17 protein-coding genes are annotated in these 18,672 nt (G+C 67.5%); 16 read left to right on the plus strand and 1 reads right to left on the minus strand.

All coding sequences use genetic code 11. The features are described 5' to 3' along the window. Window positions 1-31 precede the first annotated feature (31 nt). From ACAD63_RS07450 to crcB, 4 genes are read left to right on the plus strand one after another with little or no spacing between them, the layout of a single operon-like run. Window positions 32-1,273 carry a molybdopterin molybdotransferase MoeA gene (locus tag ACAD63_RS07450; protein WP_195427576.1) on the plus strand — a complete coding sequence of 414 codons (1,242 nt, stop codon included), beginning with the start codon at window positions 32-34 and terminating at the stop codon, window positions 1,271-1,273. 36 nt (window positions 1,274-1,309) lie between these two features. Then, entirely contained in the window at window positions 1,310-1,567 is a 258-nt protein-coding gene (gene moaD, locus ACAD63_RS07455; RefSeq protein WP_029048714.1) for a molybdopterin converting factor subunit 1, read from the plus strand. Between the two features lies 1 nt (window position 1,568). After that, a complete protein-coding gene (gene moaE / locus ACAD63_RS07460) occupies window positions 1,569-2,072 on the plus strand; it encodes a molybdopterin synthase catalytic subunit MoaE (protein WP_133096454.1) in 504 nt (167 codons plus the stop codon). Then, window positions 2,072-2,452, plus strand: coding sequence for a fluoride efflux transporter CrcB (gene crcB, locus ACAD63_RS07465; protein WP_133096453.1), 381 nt, complete (start codon window positions 2,072-2,074; stop codon window positions 2,450-2,452). Before moaE ends, crcB begins: the two co-directional genes overlap by 1 nt. On the opposite strand, the gene ACAD63_RS07470 is transcribed toward crcB, so the two are convergent. Further along, a complete protein-coding gene (locus tag ACAD63_RS07470) occupies window positions 2,434-3,300 on the minus strand; it encodes an alpha/beta fold hydrolase (protein WP_434033653.1) in 867 nt (288 codons plus the stop codon). The genes crcB and ACAD63_RS07470 overlap by 19 nt on opposite strands. Before the next feature lie 239 nt (window positions 3,301-3,539). On the opposite strand from ACAD63_RS07470, the gene ACAD63_RS07475 reads away from it, so the two are divergent. The 12 genes from ACAD63_RS07475 (at window position 3,540) to ACAD63_RS07530 (ending at window position 18,362) form a co-directional block, all read left to right on the plus strand. Next, window positions 3,540-4,184 carry a TetR/AcrR family transcriptional regulator gene (locus ACAD63_RS07475; RefSeq protein ID WP_135705470.1) on the plus strand — a complete coding sequence of 215 codons (645 nt, stop codon included), beginning with the start codon at window positions 3,540-3,542 and terminating at the stop codon, window positions 4,182-4,184. Then, complete coding sequence (locus tag ACAD63_RS07480) at window positions 4,181-4,963, plus strand: enoyl-CoA hydratase/isomerase family protein (RefSeq protein WP_434033654.1); 783 nt, start codon at window positions 4,181-4,183, stop codon at window positions 4,961-4,963. Before ACAD63_RS07475 ends, ACAD63_RS07480 begins: the two co-directional genes overlap by 4 nt. 78 nt (window positions 4,964-5,041) lie before the next feature. Beyond that, the gene (locus ACAD63_RS07485; protein WP_133096449.1) at window positions 5,042-6,229 is read left to right on the plus strand and encodes a substrate-binding domain-containing protein; all 1,188 of its coding nucleotides are present in this window, start codon (window positions 5,042-5,044) and stop codon (window positions 6,227-6,229) included. Between the two features lie 116 nt (window positions 6,230-6,345). Next, entirely contained in the window at window positions 6,346-7,116 is a 771-nt protein-coding gene (locus tag ACAD63_RS07490) for an ABC transporter ATP-binding protein (RefSeq protein WP_133096562.1), read from the plus strand. Then, on the plus strand, window positions 7,109-7,849 hold the full coding sequence (locus tag ACAD63_RS07495) for a branched-chain amino acid ABC transporter ATP-binding protein (protein WP_133096448.1): 741 nt from the start codon (window positions 7,109-7,111) through the stop codon (window positions 7,847-7,849). The genes ACAD63_RS07490 and ACAD63_RS07495 overlap by 8 nt, the downstream gene beginning before the upstream one ends. A 96-nt stretch (window positions 7,850-7,945) precedes the next feature. Further along, window positions 7,946-8,971: a branched-chain amino acid ABC transporter permease gene (locus ACAD63_RS07500; RefSeq protein WP_135705468.1), complete on the plus strand. Its 1,026-nt coding sequence runs from the start codon at window positions 7,946-7,948 to the stop codon at window positions 8,969-8,971. A 16-nt stretch (window positions 8,972-8,987) separates the two neighbouring features. Then, window positions 8,988-10,064 carry a branched-chain amino acid ABC transporter permease gene (locus ACAD63_RS07505; protein WP_434033655.1) on the plus strand — a complete coding sequence of 359 codons (1,077 nt, stop codon included), beginning with the start codon at window positions 8,988-8,990 and terminating at the stop codon, window positions 10,062-10,064. 15 nt (window positions 10,065-10,079) lie between these two features. Then, on the plus strand, window positions 10,080-11,624 hold the full coding sequence (locus ACAD63_RS07510) for an acyl-CoA synthetase (protein WP_434033656.1): 1,545 nt from the start codon (window positions 10,080-10,082) through the stop codon (window positions 11,622-11,624). Window positions 11,625-11,764: 140 nt separating this feature from the next. Further along, window positions 11,765-13,915 carry a D-(-)-3-hydroxybutyrate oligomer hydrolase gene (locus tag ACAD63_RS07515; protein ID WP_195427580.1) on the plus strand — a complete coding sequence of 717 codons (2,151 nt, stop codon included), beginning with the start codon at window positions 11,765-11,767 and terminating at the stop codon, window positions 13,913-13,915. Beyond that, window positions 13,915-14,787 (plus strand): MaoC/PaaZ C-terminal domain-containing protein, encoded by an 873-nt coding sequence (locus tag ACAD63_RS07520; protein ID WP_434033657.1) that lies wholly within the window; start codon window positions 13,915-13,917, stop codon window positions 14,785-14,787. The genes ACAD63_RS07515 and ACAD63_RS07520 overlap by 1 nt, the downstream gene beginning before the upstream one ends. Before the next feature lie 190 nt (window positions 14,788-14,977). Beyond that, entirely contained in the window at window positions 14,978-17,566 is a 2,589-nt protein-coding gene (gene clpB / locus ACAD63_RS07525; RefSeq protein ID WP_133096442.1) for an ATP-dependent chaperone ClpB, read from the plus strand. Between the two features lie 256 nt (window positions 17,567-17,822). Next, window positions 17,823-18,362: a ferritin-like domain-containing protein gene (locus ACAD63_RS07530; protein ID WP_135705464.1), complete on the plus strand. Its 540-nt coding sequence runs from the start codon at window positions 17,823-17,825 to the stop codon at window positions 18,360-18,362. Window positions 18,363-18,672: the final 310 nt, after the last annotated feature.

Consider the following 18,672-nt stretch of genomic DNA (forward strand, 5'->3'; position numbering starts at 1 on the left):
GCATGGGCCAACCCTTCCTGCACATCGCACCATGACCCAAGCCGCAGCACCTTCCCGTCCCCCGATGCTGACCATGGCCCAGGCGCTCGATGCGCTGCTGTCCGCCGCGCGCCCGCTGGCGCAGGTAGAGCAGGTCGACACGCTTGACGCCAATGGCCGCGTGCTGGCCGCGCCCGTGACCAGCACGCTGCGCGTGCCGCCGGCGGACAACACCTCGATGGATGGCTACGCCATGCGCGCCGCCGATGTCCCGGCAGCGGGCACGCGGCTGCGCGTGTCGCAGCGGATTCCGGCGGGGCATGTCGGCACCGAACTGCAGCCGGGCACCGCCGCGCGCATCTTTACCGGCGGCCTGATTCCGCCAGGCGCCGACGCCGTCGTGATGCAGGAGCAATGCACGGCGGAGGGCGAGGACGTGATCGTCAACCACGTGCCGCAATCCGGTGAATGGATCCGGCGCGCAGGCGAGGACATCGAGGCCGGCAGCGTGATCCTGCCCGCGGGCACGCGGCTGACGCCGCAGGCGCTGGGCCTGGCCGCGTCGGTCGGGCAGGCGAAGCTGGACGTGGTGCGCCGCGTGCGCGTCGCGGTGTTTTTCACCGGCGACGAACTGGCGATGCCGGGCGAGCCGCTCAAGCCGGGCGCGATCTACAACTCGAATCGCTTCACGCTGCGCGGCCTGCTGGAAAACCTGGGCTGCGAGGTCAGCGACTTCGGCATCGTGCCCGATACGCTGGCGGCCACGCGCGAGACGCTGCGCCGCGCGGCGCAGGGGCACGACCTGATCATCACGTCGGGTGGCGTGTCGGTCGGCGAGGAAGACCATATCAAGCCCGCGGTCGAGGCGGAAGGTCGCCTCGACATGTGGCAGATCGCAATCAAGCCGGGCAAGCCGCTGGCGTTCGGCCAGGTCAACAGCGCAGGGCCCGACCGGGCGTTTTTCCTGGGCCTGCCGGGCAACCCGGTGTCGAGCTTCGTTACCTTCCTGCTGTTCGTGCGGCCGTTCATCCTGCGCCTGCAGGGCGTTGCCGACGTGGCGCCGCGCCGCCTGCCGCTGCGCGCCGATTTCGAACTGAACAAGGGCGACCGCCGCAACGAGTTCCTGCGCGCGCGCATCAATACCGAAGGCGGGCTGGACCTGTTTCCCAACCAGAGTTCCGGCGTGCTCACGTCCACGGTATGGGGCGACGGGCTGATCGACAACCCTCCCAACCAGGCCATCGCGCGCGGCGAGACCGTGCAGTTCATTCCGTTTGACGGCCTGCTCGCATAGCCGGCCCGCATTACCAGCATGTACACAGAGGCAGTCATGACCATCGAACTACGATTCTTCGCCAGCGTGCGCGAACAACTCGGCGTGGCCGAGGAGCGCGCCGAGGTGCCGGCCGAGGTCCGCACCGTGGGCGAGCTGCGCCAGTGGCTGCGCCAGCGCGGCGGCGCCTGGGCCGAGACCCTGGCCGAAGGCCGCGCGCTGCGCATGGCCGTCGACCACGCGGTGGCGCGCCCCGACACGGCGATCACCGATGGCTGCGAGGTTGCCTTCTTCCCGCCCGTTACCGGAGGCTGAGATGAGCGTCAGGGTTCAGCGCGAGGATTTCGACCTGGGCGCCGAGGTGGCGGCACTGCGCGCCGGCAACCCGCAGGTCGGCGCCGTGGCCAGCTTTATCGGCACAGTGCGCGATGTCAGCGAGGGCAGCGCCATCAGCGCGATGGAGCTGGAGCACTACCCGGGCATGACCGAGAAGGCGCTGGCGCAGATCGAGGCGGCGGCGTGCGCGCGCTGGGAACTGCTGGGCGTCACCGTCATCCATCGCGTCGGCCCGCTGCTGCCGCTGGACCAGATTGTGCTGGTCGCGGTCGCATCGAAGCATCGCGGCAATGCGTTCGCGGCTTGCGAATTCATCATGGACTACCTCAAGTCCGAAGCGCCGTTCTGGAAGAAGGAAGAAACGCCGGAAGGCGCGCGCTGGGTCGATGCACGCGTGACCGATGAGGACGCGCTGAAGCGCTGGGGTATCCAGTCGCTCAACGCCAGCGGAGAGGGTGGAGAGGGCAGCGAGGGCAAGCCCTGATGGGCCCATTGGGGTTTGTCGCCGTCGGCGTCGGCGCCGCGGCGGGGGCATGGCTGCGCTGGGGTTTCTCGGTGCTGTGGAATGCGCTCAACCCCGCGCTGCCGTACGGCACGCTGGCCGCCAACCTGCTGGGCGGCTACCTGATCGGGCTTGCCGTCGGTTTTTTCGATACCCATGCCGGCCTGCCGCCGGAATGGCGCCTGCTGGCCATCACCGGTTTCCTTGGCGGCCTGACCACGTTCTCGACCTTTTCCAGCGAGGTGCTTGCCAACCTGCTCGCCGGCGACTACGGCTGGGCAGCGATGCACCTGCTGCTGCACCTGGGCGGCTCGCTGCTGCTGACCGCGCTGGGACTCTGGACTTACCGCGTGCTGGCCTGAGCCACCAGCGCGCGCAGCGCGGCGTTGAATACCTGCGCCTGCTCCATGTGCGGACTGTGGCCGGCGCCGGCGATCACGGTGAGGCCCGCGTCGGGCCGCAAGCCGTGGGTGGCGATGCCTACTGCCGGGGCATACAGCCGGCTGGCCTCGCCATACAGGTGGAACAGCGGCAGGCGCGCCGTGCGCAGCGTGTCGCGGAAGTCCTGCCTTGCCATGTCTTCCCATAGCGCGGCCAGCGTGGCGGCCTCGCAGCTCTGCGCCATCCGCGCAATGCGCTGCATCGCCGCGCCGTCGGGGCGCCGTCCTGCCGCCCACAGTCCCAATACCACCGAAGGCGCCAGCCGCGGCCAGTCGGCGCGGATGCGCGCCGCCATCTGCCTGGCCTGGGTCATGTCGTAATGGCCGTGGAGTCCGTGCGGCCATTGCGGGTCGGTGACCAGCCGGGGCGTCATGTCGATGCTGCCAACTGCCGCCAGTGGACAACCCGGATGGTCACGCAGCAGCGTCCATGCCACCATCGCGCCCATCGACCAGCCCGCCACGACCACATCGTCCAGCCCGAGATGGCCGACCAGCGCCGCGGCATCGCGCGCCAGCGCCGCGATGGTGGTGCCGGTGCCGTGCCGCGACAGCCCGTGGCCGGCATGGTCGGGCGCAATCACCCTGAATCCCGCCCGCGCCAGCGCGCGCTGGCCGTCGAAGGCTTCGCCGGTGACGGACCAGCCGTGCAGCAGCAGCAGCGGCCGGCCGGCGCCGGCTTCGCGCCAGCCCGGCAAGGCGCCATGCGCCGGATGTGTGGAAAAGGGCGGGGCGGCGGCGCTGTCACAAGCCGAATCGGGAGCGTCCAACGACGTGTCTCTCCAGGCGGTAGGTGGGGGGGCGATGCAAGCGAGGGCAGGGTGCGCCTCTATTGACATCCACGCCGGTCAATTTATACGATGAAACATGAATCAGATATCAGGTTTTGCCTGCATATCGGTTTCCGGGGTGGCGGCAGGGGCGAGGAGGAGTAGGAGGAGGTGCCTGCGGCATGACCCGAAGCGGCTGGCATTCCCATGACAAGGCGCGCAGCGCCACCGGAGACAAGATGTCCCAGACCGAGACTGGCGAAGTCGGCGAAGCCACCGACATGGCCCACGCCGGCGGCATGTGCCCGCCCAAGACCGCGCGCGGGCAGAAGACCCGTGCAGCGTTGCTGCGCGCCGCCGAAAAGGTGTTCGGCGAGAAGGGCTACTACGCCGCGTCGATCTCCGAGATCACGCAGGAAGCCAAGGTCGCCATGGGCACCTTCTACCTGTACTTCAAGGACAAGGAAGATATTTTCCGAGCGCTGGTCGGCCACATGCTGGAACTGGTGCGCACCCACCTGCGCAAGCACGTGGCCAACGCCGCCAGCCAGATGGAAGCCGAGCGGCTGGGCCTGAAGGCCTTTCTCTCCTTCGTTTCGCGCCACAAGAACCTGTACCGCATTGTGCTGGACTCGTACTCGGTGGACGAAACCATCTACAGCAGCTATTTCCAGGTCTTTGCCGAGCTCTACAGCCGGCGGCTGGAGCGCGCCGAAGAGCAGGGCGAAATCGTCCCCGGCGATGCCGAGGTGCGCGCGTGGTGCCTGATCGGCATCAGCAACTTCCTCGGCATGCGCTATGCGCGCTGGAAGCGTCCGGCCTCCATGGAGAAGGTGGTCGATACCGCCTTCGACCTGATCGCCCACGGCCTGCAGCCGCGATGACCACGGCCGCAGATCCGCTGGTCTTGCTCGAACGCCGGGACGGCGTGGCCCTGCTGCGCCTCAACCGGCCGCAGCGGCACAACAGCCTCGTGCCGGCGTTGCTGGAAGCCTTGCTGGCCGCACTGGACGAGGTCGAAGCCGACACGTCGGTCCGTGCCGTGGTGCTGACGCATGCAGGGCGCAATTTCTCGACTGGCGGCGACGTGGCGGCCTTTGCGGCGCAAGGCGATGGCATTGCCGCCTACGCCAGCGAGTTGCTCGCGCTGCTGAACCGTTCGATCCTGCGCCTCACGGCACTGCGTTGCCCGGTGGTGGCGGCCGTCGAAGGCTGGCTGACCGGCGGCTCGCTCGGGCTGGCGCTGGCCTGCGACATGGCCGTACTGGCGCAGGATGCGCGCATCGCGCCGTTCTACACGGTGGTGGGCTTCAGCCCGGACGGCGGCTGGACGGCGATGCTGCCGCAGCTGGCCGGTCCGGCACGGGCGCGCGCCTGGCAACTGAACAACACGGTCGTGGCGGCGCCGGATGCCGTCATGCATGGCCTGGCCTCTGCGCTGTCCGCACCCGGTGCGGCAGAGGCCGATGCAATCGCGCTGGCGCGCGGCGTGGCGGACAAGTTGCCCGGCAGCGTGGCGCATACCCGCGCGCTGCTGCGCTGGGACGCCGACGCGCTGGCAGCGGGCCTGGAACGCGAGCGCGCTGCCTTCGTCGCGCAAATTGCCAGCGCGGAAACTGCCGACGGCATGCGCCGCTTCCTTGCCGGGCGCACGCGGGAGTAGCCGGGCAGTAGAAATTCCCGCAGTTGCAGCAGGTTCCAGCCCTTCTAACGCAAAACAACCCGAACACAGGAGACAGCCATGCAAAGCAACCCCCTCGCCGTACGCGCCCTGGTCATGGCCGCCGGCCTTCTTGCCACCGGCGCCGCGCTGGCCAAGGATATCCGCATCGCCCACGTCTACGACAAGACCGGCGCGCTGGAAGCGTATGCCAAGCAGACCCAGACCGGCCTGCTGATGGGCCTGGAATACGCCACCAACGGCACCATGACCGTCAACGGCAACAAGCTGGTGGTGATCGAAAAGGATACGCAGGGCAAGCCTGACGTGGCCAAGGCGCAGCTTGCCGCCGCCTACAGCGACGACCGCGCCGATATCGCCGTCGGCCCGACGTCGTCCGGCACCGCGCTGGCGATGCTGTCGGTGGCGGAGGAATACAAGAAGGTGCTGCTGGTCGAGCCCGCCGTCGCCGATTCGATCACCGGCGACAAATGGAACCGCTATATCTTCCGCACCGGCCGCAATTCGTCGCAGGACGCGATCTCCAATGCCGTGGCGCTGGACAAGCCGGGCGTGACCATCGCCACGCTGGCGCAGGACTATGCCTTCGGCCGCGACGGCGTGAAAGCGTTCAAGGGCGCGCTCAAGAACGCGAAGATCGTCCATGAGGAATACCTGCCCACCAACACCACGGACTTCACTGCCGGTGCGCAGCGCTTGTTCGATTCGCTCAAGGACAAGCCTGGCCGCAAGGTGATCTTCATCATCTGGGCCGGCGCCGGCAATCCGTTCAAGATCGCGGACCTCGATCCCAAGCGCTACGGCATCGAGATCGCCACCGGCGGCAATATCCTCCCGGCGATGACCAGCTACAAGAACTTCCCCGGCATGGAAGGGGCCACGTACTACTACTTCGGCATCCCGAAGAACAAGGCCAACGAGTGGCTGGTGTCGAACCACTACAGCAAGTTCAAGGCACCGCCCGATTTCTTCACCGCCGGCGGCATGACCGCTGGCATCGCGCTGGTCGAGGCGCTGAAGAAGACCAACGGAGACACCGGCACCGACAAGCTGATCATGGCGATGGAAGGCATGTCTTTCGAGACCCCCAAGGGCAAGATGACCTTCCGCAAGGAAGACCACCAGGCGATGCAGTCGATGTACCACTTCAAGATCAAGGTGGACCCGGCCTTTGCCTGGGGCGTGCCCGAGCTCGTGCGCGAGATCAAGCCCGAAGAGATGAACGTGCCCGTGCGCAACCAACGCTGATGAACGCGCCAGCCCCCTCCGCCCCCTCGGCCTCCTCCGCCCGCTCTGCCGGCCTGCCGGCGTCGCAGTCGCCCGCTGCGCAGCGCGGCACGGCCGCGGCGGCCGGCGCCCGGCCGCTGCTCGAGACGCGCGACCTGACCATCCGCTTCGGCGGCCATGTCGCGGTCAATGCGGTGTCGTGCGCATTCCGGCCGGGCGAGCTGACCTGCATCGTCGGCCCGAACGGCGCCGGCAAGACCACGTACTTCAACCTGGTCTCGGGGCAGTTGCCGCCCTCCGCCGGGCAGATCCTGCTCGACGGCGAGGACGTGACGCGCCTGCCGGTGTCGCAGAAGACCCGGCGCGGCATCGGCCGGGCCTTCCAGCTGACCAGCCTGTTCCCGCAGCTGTCCGTGCTGGAGAACGTGCGGCTGGCGGTGCAGGCGCGGCAGCAGCGCGGCATCGACCTGATCTCGATGTGGACCAGTCACCGCGACATACGCGCGCAGGCGCTGGCGATCCTGGAGCGGGTCGCGCTGGCGGGCAAGCAGCACCTGGCGGTGGCGTCGCTGCCGCATGGCGACCAGCGCAAGCTGGAAGTCGGCATCCTGCTGGCGCTGCAGCCGCGCGTGTTCATGTTCGACGAACCCACCGCGGGGATGAGCGTGGACGAAGTGCCGGTGATCCTGGACCTGATCCGCGAGATCCGCCAGGACCGCAGCAAGACGGTGCTGCTGGTCGAGCACAAGATGGATGTGGTGCGCTCGCTGGCGGATCGCATCATCGTGCTGCACAACGGCACGCTGGTGGCCGACGGCGACCCCGCCGAGGTGATCGCATCGCCGGTAGTGCAGCAGGCTTACCTGGGCATGGCGGAGGAAGAGAAGGAGGGCGGCAACCATGGCTGACGCGCAACACGCCACGCCGATCCTGCGGCTGCAGGGCGTGCAGACCCATATCGGCCCGTACCACATCCTGCACGGCGTCAGCTTCGACGTGCCGCGCGGCGGCGTGACCATGCTGCTGGGGCGCAACGGCGCCGGCAAGACCACCACGCTGCGCACCATCATGGGTTTGTGGCAGGCAAGCGCCGGCACGGTGAGCTTCGACGGCACGGACATCACGCGCCACAGCACGCCGTCGATCGCGCAGGCAGGCATTGCCTACGTGCCGGAGAACATGAGCGTGTTTTCCGACCTCACCGTGGCCGAGAACATGCGCCTGGCCGCGCGCAGCGGGGCCATCGACGAGCGGCGGCTGGACTGGGTCTTTCGCATGTTCCCGGCACTGAAGACCTTCTGGCACCAGCGTGCCGGCGTGCTGTCGGGCGGGCAGAAGCAGATGCTGTCGGTGGCGCGCGCGATCATCGAGCCGCGCAAGCTGCTGATCGTCGACGAGCCCACCAAGGGGCTGGCACCCGCGATCATCCAGAACATGATCCATGTCTTCCGCGAGCTCAAGCAGACCGAAGTGTCGATCCTGCTGGTGGAGCAGAACTTCAACATGGCAAAGTCGGTGGGGGATACGGTGGCAGTGATGGATGACGGACGCACCGTGCATGCGGGAACGATGGCGGCGCTGGCGGGGGATGACGGGCTGCAGCAGCAATTGCTGGGGCTGTCGCTGGCGGCACACCAGTAGCGCCGTGCAGGACTGATGGTTTGCTCCCCTCTCCCGCGTGCGGGAGAGGGGAGCAAACAACGTGCGGCCGATACGCCCGCCGCAGGATGGAGACCCATGACAACTTCAACGACCTTACCTACCGCACCGCCGGCAGCCCTGCCCAAGGTCCGGCTCGACTGGACCCCGCTGGCCCTGGCGCCGCTGCTGATGCTGCTAGCCTTCCCGCTGGTCGGCAGCCCTTCGACCTGGCTCACGCTGACCATCGCCGGCCTGGCGATGGGGATGATCATCTTCGTGGTGTCCTCCGGCCTGACGCTGGTCTTCGGCCTGATGGACGTGCTCAATTTCGGCCACGGCGCCTTCATCGCGCTGGGCGCCTACGTGGCGGCATCGGTGCTGCTGCCGATGGCAGGCTGGGTGGAGGCGGACAGCCTCGTGCAGAACCTGGCGGTCTTCGCGCTGGCGATTGCCGCGGCCATGGTCGCGGCCGGCGCGGTCGGGCTGTTCTTCGAGCGCGTGGTGGTGCGCCCCGTCTATGGCCAGCACCTGAAGCAGATCCTGATCACCATGGGCGGCATGATTGTCGCCGAGCAGCTGATCAAGGCGATCTGGGGCCCGGAAACCATTGCGCTGCAGGTGCCCACCACCTTCCGCGGCGCGGTGCTGCTGGGCGATGCCGCGATCGAGAAATACCGGCTGATCGCGATGGCCCTCGGGCTGGTGATCTTTATCGCGATGGTGCTGCTGCTCAACCGCACCCGCATCGGCCTGCTGATCCGCGCGGGCGTGGAGAACCGCGAGATGGTCGAGGCGCTCGGCTATCGCATCCGCCGGCTGTTTATCGGCGTGTTCGTGGTCGGCGCTGGGCTCGCCGGGCTGGGCGGCGTGCTGTGGGGGCTGTACCAGCAGAACATCACCGCGGCGATCGGCGCGCAGGTGAACGTGCTGATCTTCATCGTCATCATCATCGGCGGGCTGGGTTCGACCACGGGCTGCTTTGTCGGCGCGCTGCTGGTCGGCCTGATGGCCAACTACACCGGTTTCCTGTACCCGAAGGTTGCGCTGTTCTCCAACATCCTGCTGATGATGCTGATCCTGCTGTGGCGCCCGCAAGGACTGTTCCCGGTGGCACGGCGCTGAACGGAGCGACACGACCATGATCCGACTTCTCTCCGGCGATCTGCCGCGCAGCCGCGTGCTCACCGTGATCCTGCTGCTGATCCTGCTGGCGCTGGCCTGCGCGCCGTTCGCCTTTCCCGGCGCGCGCGCACTGAACATGGCGGCCAAGATCTGCATCTTCGTGGTGCTGGTGGCCAGCTATGACCTGCTGCTGGGCTACACCGGCATCGTCTCGTTTGCGCACACCATGTTCTTCGGCATCGGCGGCTATGGCGTGGCCATCGCGATGTCGCGCATGGAGCCGGGCTGGGGCGCGCTCGCCGTGGGCGCCGCGGGCGCGCTGGCGGTCTCGGCGCTGCTGGCTTTCCTGATCGGCCTGTTCTCGCTGCGCGTGCGTGCGATCTTCTTCGCGATGATCACGCTGGCGGTGGCGACCGCCTTCGCCACGCTGGTGTCGCAGCTGTCGGAATGGACCGGCGGCGAGGACGGGCTGACCTTCAAGGTGCCCGAGGTGCTGCGCCCGGGCTTCTCGTTCGGCGACGCCGAGCTGCTGGGCGTGCCGCTGACCGGCAAGCTGCTGAGCTACTACCTGGTGTTTGCCGGCGCGCTGGTGCTGTTCCTGGCGCTGCTGCGCGTCGTCAATTCGCCGTTCGGCCGCGTGCTGCAGGCGATCCGCGAGAATGACTTCCGTGCCGAGGCCATCGGCTACCGCACTGTGGTCTACCGCACGGTGTCGACGGTCTTGTCTGCGATGTTCGCCACGCTGGCCGGGGTGCTGATGGCGGTTTGGCTGCGCTATAACGGTCCTGACACCTCGCTGTCATTCGAGATCATGGTCGACATCCTGCTGATCGTGGTGATCGGCGGCATGGGCACGATCTATGGCGCGGTGATCGGCACGGTGCTGTTCCTGGTGGCGCAGACCTACCTGCAGGACGTGATGAAGCTGGCGAGCGACGCCACCACGGCGCTGCCGCTGCTGTCGTCGCTGCTGCATCCGGACCGCTGGCTGCTGTGGCTCGGCCTGCTGTTTATCCTGAGCGTCTACTACTTCCCGCAGGGCGTGGTGGGGCGGCTGCGCGGCAATCGGGCCGTGCAGGACGTGGCAACCTGAGCGGAGGCCCGCGCAATGTACGTAATCGACTGGCTGCACAAGAACGCGCAGCACACCCCCGACAAGATCGCGCTGATGGACGTGGAAAGCGGCCGCCGGGTGACCTATCGCCAGTTCGACGAGCGCGCCAGCCGCTTCGCCGAATACCTGGCCGAAGGCCTGCAGCTGGCGCCAGGCACGCGCGTCGCCGTGCTGGCGCACAACAGCTCCGACTATTTCGAGATGCTGTACGGCTGCGCCAAGGCCGGCATGGTGATGGTGTGCCTGAACTGGCGCCTGCCCGCGGCGGAATTGCTGCCGATCCTGCAGGACTGCACGCCCGAGGTGTTGGTCGCCGGCGATGGCTTCCTGGCCGTGGCCGCCGAACTGGCGCGCACCTTGCCGCTGCGCGCGGTGCTGCATCTTGCCGACGACGAGGCGGCCGATGTACCCGGTGGCTGGACCGAGTACGAAGCCGTGCTCGACGCGGCCTCGGGGCGCATCCTCGAGATGCCGTGCCGCGACGAGTCCGAGGTATGGCACCTGCTGTACACCTCCGGCACCACCGGCAAGCCCAAGGGCGTGATCCAGACCTATGGCATGGTGTTCTTCAACGCCGTCAACGCCATGCTGGCCAACAAGATCACGCGCGACGACGTGTTCCTGAACGTGCTGCCGTTCTTTCATACCGGCGGCCTGAACCTGTATGCCAACCCGGTGCTGCATGCCGGCGGCACGGTGCACATCATGCGGCAGTTCGAGCCGCAGGTCGTGCTGGACCGGCTCGACCGCAAATCGGGCGAGGGCATCACCATGTTCTTCGCGGTGCCGGCGGTGTACCTGTTCCTGAGCCAGCATGCCGGCTTTGCGCAAGCGGACTTCTCCGGCGTGCGCAACATGTCGGCGGGCGGCTCGCCGGTGCCGCGGCCGCTGCTGGAAGCCTACCTGGCCAAGGGCGTGACCATCTGCTTCGGCTTCGGCATGACCGAAACCGGGCCCACGGTCTTTGTCTGCGACGAAGACACCGCGCGCAGCAAGATCGGCACCATCGGCAAGCCGGTGGGGTCGATGCTGACGCGCATCATCGACCCCGTGGGCAATGATGTCGCGCCCGGCGAGCGGGGCGAGCTGCTGATCAAGGGGCCGGGGGTCACGCCCGGCTACTGGAACCTGCCGGGAGCGACTGCCAATGCGATCCGCGACGGCTGGCTGCATTCCGGCGACATCGCCTGGCGCGACGAGGACGGCGACTACTACATCGTCGATCGCGCCAAGGACATGTACATCTCCGGCGGCGAGAACGTCTATCCCGCCGAAGTCGAAAATGTACTGTTCCAGCTGCCGGGCGTGGCCGAGGCCGCCGTGATCGGCGCGCCGGACGCACGCTGGGGCGAGACGGGCATGGCGCTGGTGGTGCTGCGCGCTGGCGCCTCGCTCGATGCGGAGCAGGTCATCGCCCATTGCAAGGCGCAGCTTGCCGGCTACAAGGTGCCGCGCCATGTGCGCTTTGTCGACGCGTTACCGCGCACGCCGTCGGGCAAGGTGGAGAAGCACAAGCTGCGCGCCAGGTTTGCCGGCTGACGCGCCGCGTCCCGCCATACGAATTTCCTGCATTTCCTGCATTTCCTGCAGTCCCCGCAGTCCCGCTGTCCGCAGTCTCCGCTGTTCCTCATTGACGTACGTCTCTACCGCCCCGACGCGGGCGACAGAAGGAGGGTGACATGCATTCCAAGCAGTTTCCGCCGCCGCAACAAGGCAGCTTGCGCGGTACGGTGTTCGCCGTCGCGGCAGCGATGCTGGCCGCTGCCTGTGGCTCGGGCGATGACAACAATGGCAACGGCAACAACCCCAACACCAAGCCCGCATATATCGGCGCGGTCAACATCATCAGCTACAACGGCAGCAGCGACGACCTGCTGACCGCGGGGCTGGGCAAGGACGGACTTGCCAGTGCCACCGCGCCGCTGCCGGCCAATGCCACCGCCCCGACCGCGGCGGAACTGCGGCGCTACGCGATCTACTCCAACTACCGAGCCATCGTCGACACCACCGCGGCTGGCGGCTATGGCTCGCTGTACGGCCCCAACGTGGACGCGCAGGGCAATGTCACCGGCTCGGAGGGCAAGATCGCCGGCGTGGAATACCTGGCGTATTCGGACGACGGCACGGGCCAGCAGAACGTGACCATGCTGGTGCAGATCCCGGCCGGCTTCGATACGGCCAGGCCGTGCGTGATCACCGCCACGTCGTCGGGCTCGCGCGGCGTGTACGGCGCCATCGCCACCGGCGAATGGGGGCTGAAGCGCGGCTGCGCGGTCGCCTACACCGACAAGGGCACCGGCGCCGCGCCGCACGACCTGGATACCGATACCGTGCCGCTGATCGACGGCACCCGCGCCACGCGCGCGGCCGCCGGCAAGAATGCGCAGTTCGCCGCGCCCGCAGGCGCCACGTCGCTGGCGGATTTCACCGCCGCCAGCCCGCACCGGCTCGCGTTCAAGCACGCGCATTCGCAGCGCAATCCGGAGAAGGACTGGGGCAAGTTCACATTGCAGGCGGTGGAGTTCGCGATCTGGGCGATCAATGACCGCTTCGGCGCGGTGTCCGCCAACGGCACGCGCCAGCGCAGCATGGACAAGGGCAAGATCCTGGTGATCGCGTCGAGCGTGTCGAACGGTGGCGGCGCCGCGGTGGCCGCTGCCGAGCAGGACACCGATGGCCTGATCGATGGCGTGGCCGTGGGCGAGCCCAACCTCAACATGCCACCGGATACAGGCGTGGTGGTGCGGCGCGGCGGCGTGCAGGTGCCGTCTTCGGGCCGCACGCTGTATGACTACACCAGCACGGCAAACCTGCTGCAGCACTGCGCCGCGCGCACCACTGCGCTGACGCAGTCACCGTTCTACGACAACCCGACCATGGCGCCGTTCTTCGCGGCGCGCTGCACCACGCTGGCGGAAAAGGGACTGGTCACCGGCACCAATACCAGCGAGCAAAGCGCCAGCGCGCTGCAGGCGCTGCATGAAGCGGGCTGGGAGTCCGAATCCGATGACCTGCACCCGTCGCTGGCCGCCTTCGACACCGCTGCCGCGATCACCGTGACCTACGCCAACGCCTACGCGCAGGCCAGCGTGACCGACAAGCTGTGCGGATACAGCTTCGCCAATACGCTGACCGACCTGAAGCCGGCGGCGATCGCCCCGGCAGCGCTGGCGTCGATGTTCGCCACCGGCAATGGCATCCCGCCGCAGCCGCCCTCGGTGCAGCTGATCAACGACCTCGACCCGACGCACGGCCCGTACCTGAACCTGTTCTCCGTGTCGGCATCGAACGGCCGCACCGATCTCAACTACGATGGCGCCGATTGCCTGCGCAAGCTGCTGGCCGGGACCGACGCCGCGGCGCGCGCCTTGCAGGCTGGCCAGGCGCTGACGCTGCGCAACGGCAACCTGCGCGGCAAGCCGGCGGTGATCGTGCACGGCCGCAGCGACGGCCTGCTGCCGGTGAACCATACCTCGCGCCCGTACCTGGGGCTGAACCGGCAGAAGGAGGGGCTGGCCAGCAAGCTGGCTTACATCGAGGTGGAGAATGCCCAGCATTTCGATGCCTTCATCGGGCTGGTGGCGGGCTACAGCAACCGCTACGTGCCGCTCCATGTGTACCTGAACCGCGCGCTCGACGCCGTGTACGACAATCTGACGACCGGCAAGCCGCTGCCGCCGTCGCAGGTGGTGCGCACCACGCCGCGCGGCGGCACTGTCAACACGCCGGCGCCGACGCTGCTGCCGTCCAATGTCCCGCCGATCGCCGCCACGCCCGCACCCGGCAATGCGATCACCGTCAACGCCTTGACCGTGGAGGTGCCCAACTGATGACCGACGCCATGCCGCGCGTGCTGACGCAACGCGATTTCGACCGCTTCGCCGCGCTGTCGCGCGACGACAACCCGATCCACTGCGATCCGGCCTTTGCCCGCGGCACGCACTTCGGTGCCACGGTGGCGCACGGCATGTTCCTGTTTTCGCTGCTGTGCGCGCATACGTGGCGGGAGCTGGCCGCACCTGCGCTGCCGGTGGCGCAGACGCTGATGTTCCCGACGCCGGCCTTCGCCGGCGATGCGGTGGCGTTTGCGCTGGTGCCGCAGCCGCAGGCGGGGCCGGCGGGTTTTGGCACCACGGTCAGCGCGGGCATCCCCGGCGCGGCGCCGCGCGTCGCGGCCGCCGGTGAATCGTCGTGGCTGGCGGAGGCTGCACCGGGCCGGCTGCCGGCATGGCCAGGCGCGCAGCCGGAGGCCGCGGGCGATCCCGCGCTGTACGGCTTGCGTCCCGGGCAGTCGGCCAGCGCCACGCGCGCCTTCACCGCGGCCGATATCGCCGAGTACGTTGCCCTGACCGGCGATGCCAATCCGTACCATGCTGACGCCGCCTTCGCCCGCGCGCGCGGCTTCGGCGAGGCGGTGGTGCCGCTGCCGCTGCTGGCCGGCATGTTTTCCGACCTGCTCGGCACACGGCTGCCGGGGCGCGGCACCGGGTGGATGAAGCAATCGCTGCGGCTGGCCTCGGCAGCGCGGCTGGACGAGCCGCTGACCGCGCAGGTGCGCATCGTCCGGCTGCGCGCCGGCAAGGACCTGGTCAACCTGGCGAGCGTCGTCACCGGCGCGGATGGCCGGGTGGTCGTGCAGGGCGAATCGCTGGTGCTGGTGCGCAACCTGGCGGACAAGGGCAGCGAGAGCCGGGCGGCATAGCCTGTTTGTGGCGGCTTCACGTACCGTTTGCTGCACTCAAAGCCTTATCTCCGCGGGTCCTTGAAATGTCGCGACAAAGCCTTATCTTTCGGATATCCAGTGTCCGGCAGGGCATCCAGGCACCCCGGCGGTGAAGCCGGGGCCAGCGCCCCCCGCATCAGGACACGACCTATCCGAGAGAGGGAATCCTATGCGTCTTGACAAGCTGACCACCCGGTTCCAGGAAGCGCTCGCTGAAGCGCAAAGCCTGGCCCTGGCCAACGACAACCAATACATCGACCCGCAGCACGTGCTGCGCGCGCTGCTGTCGCAGGACGACGGCGCCGCCCGCGCACTGCTCGCACGCGCCGGCGTCAACGTGCAGGGCCTGCAGACGGCGCTGGACGCCGCCATCAAGCGCCTGCCGCAAGTGCAGGGCACCAACGAGGTCCAGATCGGCCGCGACCTGGTCAACCTGCTCAATGCCACCGAGAAAGAAGCGCTCAAGCGCGGCGACCAGTTCATCGCAAGCGAGCTATTCCTGCTGGCCGTGTCCGACGACAAGGGTGACGCCGGGCGCATCGCGCGCGAGAACGGCCTGAACCGCAAGTCGCTCGAATCGGCCATTCAGGCCGTGCGCGGCGGCGAATCGGTCAACAGCGCCGAGGCCGAGGGCCAGCGCGAGGCACTGAAGAAGTACACCATCGACCTGACCGAGCGCGCTCGCATCGGCAAGCTCGATCCCGTGATCGGCCGCGACGACGAGATCCGCCGCGCGATCCAGATCCTGCAGCGCCGCACCAAGAACAACCCGGTGCTGATCGGCGAGCCGGGCGTGGGCAAGACCGCGATCGTGGAAGGGCTGGCGCAGCGCATCGTCAACGGCGAAGTGCCCGAGAGCCTGAAGAACAAGCGCGTGCTGGTGCTGGACATGGCCGGGCTGCTGGCCGGCGCCAAGTACCGCGGCGAGTTCGAGGAACGCCTGAAGGCCGTGCTGAACGACGTCGCCAAGGACGAGGGCCAGACCATCGTCTTCATCGACGAGATCCATACCATGGTGGGCGCGGGCAAGGCCGAGGGCGCGATCGACGCGGGCAACATGCTCAAGCCCGCGCTGGCGCGCGGCGAGCTGCACTGCATCGGCGCGACCACGCTTGACGAATACCGCAAGTACATCGAGAAGGATGCCGCGCTGGAGCGCCGCTTCCAGAAAGTGCTGGTCGACGAGCCGACCGTGGAAGCGACCATCGCCATCCTGCGCGGCCTGCAGGAGAAGTATGAGCTGCACCACGGCGTCGAGATCACCGATCCGGCCATCGTCGCCGCGGCGGAGCTGTCGCATCGCTATATCACCGACCGCTTCCTGCCCGACAAGGCCATCGACCTGATCGACGAGGCCGCCGCGCGTATCAAGATGGAAATCGACTCCAAGCCGGAGGCGATGGACAAGCTCGAGCGCCGCACCATCCAGCTCAAGATCGAGCGCGAAGCGGTCAAGAAAGAGACCGACGAGGCTTCGCTCAAGCGCCTGGACCTGATCGAGCAGGAGATCGCGCGCCTGGAGAAGGAGTACGCGGACCTCGACGAGATCTGGAAGGCCGAGAAGGGTGCCGCGCAGGGCACGGCCGCGCTGAAGGAAGAGATCGAGAAGGTCAAGCTCGAGATCGCGAAGCTGCAGCGCGAAGGCAAGCTCGACAAGGTGGCCGAGCTGCAGTACGGCAAGCTGCCGGGACTGGAAGGCAAGCTCAAGGCCGCCACCGATGCCGAAGCCAGCGAGCAGAAGCAGCCCAACAAGCTGCTGCGCACGCAGGTGGGCGCCGAGGAAATCGCCGAAGTGGTGAGCCGCGCGACCGGCATCCCGGTGTCGAAGATGATGCAGGGCGAGCGCGAGAAGCTGCTGAAGATGGAGGACCGCCTGCACAACCGCGTGGTCGGCCAGGACGAGGCCGTGCGGCTGGTGTCCGATGCCATCCGCCGTTCGCGCGCAGGGCTGGCGGACGAGAACAAGCCCTATGGCTCGTTCCTGTTCCTGGGACCGACCGGTGTCGGCAAGACCGAGCTGTGCAAGGCGCTGGCCGAGTTCATGTTCGATTCGGAAGAGCATCTGATCCGCATCGACATGAGCGAATTCATGGAGAAGCACAGCGTCAGCCGCCTGATCGGCGCGCCGCCGGGATACGTGGGCTACGAGGAAGGTGGCTACCTGACCGAGGCCGTGCGCCGCAAGCCGTACAGCGTGGTGCTGCTCGATGAAGTGGAGAAGGCCCACCCCGACGTCTTCAACGTGCTGCTGCAGGTGCTGGACGACGGCCGCCTGACCGATGGCCAGGGCCGCACGGTGGACTTCAAGAACACGGTGATCGTGATGACGTCCAACCTGGGTTCGCAGATGATCCAGTCGATGGCCGGCGAGCCGCAGGAAGCGATCAAGGGCGCGGTCTGGCAGGAAGTGCGCACGCATTTCCGGCCGGAGTTCCTGAACCGGATCGATGAAGTGGTGGTGTTCCACGCGCTCGACCAGAAGAATATCGAGTCGATCGCGCGCATCCAGTTGCAGCGCCTGCAGGCCCGCCTGGCCCGCATGGACATGACGCTGGAGGTCAGCGACTATGCGCTGGAGAAGATCGCCAGCGCGGGCTACGACCCGGTGTTCGGGGCGCGTCCGCTCAAGCGGGCGATCCAGCAGCAGATCGAGAACCCGGTGGCGCGCGCCATCCTGGAAGGCAAGTTCGCGGCAAAGGATGTGGTGCCGGTGGACTATGTGGATGGCGAGTTCACCTTCGGGCAGGCCGTGCAGTAAGCCCGGTTTCGAGACTCTTCGGTGTCACAGGCAGGCCCTTGCGGATTCCCGCAAGGGCCTTTTTGCATGGCCGCGCCCTGCCATGTAAGGGAGTGCCGCGCCGTGCAATTTTTTCACGGCGATCCCGCGCTTCGCTCCGTCAGTTGCCGTGCTGCATGCGATTCTCCAAGTGGCATGCTTTTCGCGTTGCAAAAGGGTTGAGTTTCCTTGCAAAGCGCTGCGCCTCCACGCAGCCTGTCCCCACAGGAGCCAATCCATGACCGACAAGCCTTTCCTCACCGACGTCAAGACCCTGCGCGCGCGGGCCCGCCAGCATATCGAAGAGGGTGCGGTGACCTCCGGTTACACCGCCGACCGCGAGGCCGTGCTGAAGCTGCTCAACGACGCGCTGGCGACCGAGATCGTCTGCGTGCTGCGCTATCGCCGCCACTATTTCATGGCCCAGGGCCCGAACTCGAAGAGCGTCGCCGAAGAATTCCTGGCCCACTCGAATGAAGAGCAGGGCCATGCCGACCAGATCGCCGAGCGCATCGTCCAGCTGGGCGGCGAGCCCGACTTCGCGCCGGACGGCCTGACCAGCCGCTCGCACGCCGAGTATGTCCCGGGCAACAGCCTGACCGAGATGATCAAGGAAGATTTGGTGGCCGAGCGCATCGCCATCGACAGCTATCGCGAGATCATCACGTTCCTGGGCGAGCGTGACCCGACGTCGCGCCGCATGATGGAAGAGATCCTGGCGGTGGAAGAGGAGCACGCCGACGAAATGGCGGACCTGCTGGCGCGCCAGGGCGGCTGAAGCCTGCATGGCGAATTTCTGCGGGTTGTCCCGGACTTGACCGCGATCAAATCGGACTCGGCGGCGAGCCGATACCATTTACTTGTCATGGAGATGCGGGGGCGCTCTTCATGACTTGTCTACCCGTTTCCGGAATGGAAACTTCGCCCGCACCGGTTTGCCGGTGCGGGCGTTTTCTTTTGGGTGTGCCGATTGCGCAACCTCGCGCCACCTCACGCCACCTCACGCGCACCTTGCGTCCCGTCGTCCCCATATGACGGCATGCCGATATTTCCGTCCGATCTTATGCAAAAAACAGTAAAGGATCGGC

This window comes from Cupriavidus sp. a3 (assembly GCF_051015765.1).
Taxonomy (GTDB): Bacteria; Pseudomonadota; Gammaproteobacteria; order Burkholderiales; family Burkholderiaceae; genus Cupriavidus; species Cupriavidus oxalaticus_A.

What these genes read in the sequence shown, in the direction of transcription:
- ACAD63_RS07495 (WP_133096448.1), top strand. Translation starts at nt 7,109, where the DNA reads ATGGCTGACGCGCAACACGCCACGCCGATCCTGCGGCTGCAGGGCGTG.
- ACAD63_RS07505 (WP_434033655.1), top strand. Translation starts at nt 8,988, where the DNA reads ATGATCCGACTTCTCTCCGGCGATCTGCCGCGCAGCCGCGTGCTCACC.
- ACAD63_RS07515 (WP_195427580.1), top strand. Translation starts at nt 11,765, where the DNA reads ATGCATTCCAAGCAGTTTCCGCCGCCGCAACAAGGCAGCTTGCGCGGT.
- ACAD63_RS07500 (WP_135705468.1), top strand. Translation starts at nt 7,946, where the DNA reads ATGACAACTTCAACGACCTTACCTACCGCACCGCCGGCAGCCCTGCCC.
- crcB (WP_133096453.1), top strand. Translation starts at nt 2,072, where the DNA reads ATGGGCCCATTGGGGTTTGTCGCCGTCGGCGTCGGCGCCGCGGCGGGG.
- ACAD63_RS07480 (WP_434033654.1), top strand. Translation starts at nt 4,181, where the DNA reads ATGACCACGGCCGCAGATCCGCTGGTCTTGCTCGAACGCCGGGACGGC.
- ACAD63_RS07485 (WP_133096449.1), top strand. Translation starts at nt 5,042, where the DNA reads ATGCAAAGCAACCCCCTCGCCGTACGCGCCCTGGTCATGGCCGCCGGC.
- clpB (WP_133096442.1), top strand. Translation starts at nt 14,978, where the DNA reads ATGCGTCTTGACAAGCTGACCACCCGGTTCCAGGAAGCGCTCGCTGAA.
- moaE (WP_133096454.1), top strand. Translation starts at nt 1,569, where the DNA reads ATGAGCGTCAGGGTTCAGCGCGAGGATTTCGACCTGGGCGCCGAGGTG.
- ACAD63_RS07475 (WP_135705470.1), top strand. Translation starts at nt 3,540, where the DNA reads ATGTCCCAGACCGAGACTGGCGAAGTCGGCGAAGCCACCGACATGGCC.
- moaD (WP_029048714.1), top strand. Translation starts at nt 1,310, where the DNA reads ATGACCATCGAACTACGATTCTTCGCCAGCGTGCGCGAACAACTCGGC.
- ACAD63_RS07450 (WP_195427576.1), top strand. Translation starts at nt 32, where the DNA reads ATGACCCAAGCCGCAGCACCTTCCCGTCCCCCGATGCTGACCATGGCC.
- ACAD63_RS07520 (WP_434033657.1), top strand. Translation starts at nt 13,915, where the DNA reads ATGACCGACGCCATGCCGCGCGTGCTGACGCAACGCGATTTCGACCGC.
- ACAD63_RS07510 (WP_434033656.1), top strand. Translation starts at nt 10,080, where the DNA reads ATGTACGTAATCGACTGGCTGCACAAGAACGCGCAGCACACCCCCGAC.
- ACAD63_RS07530 (WP_135705464.1), top strand. Translation starts at nt 17,823, where the DNA reads ATGACCGACAAGCCTTTCCTCACCGACGTCAAGACCCTGCGCGCGCGG.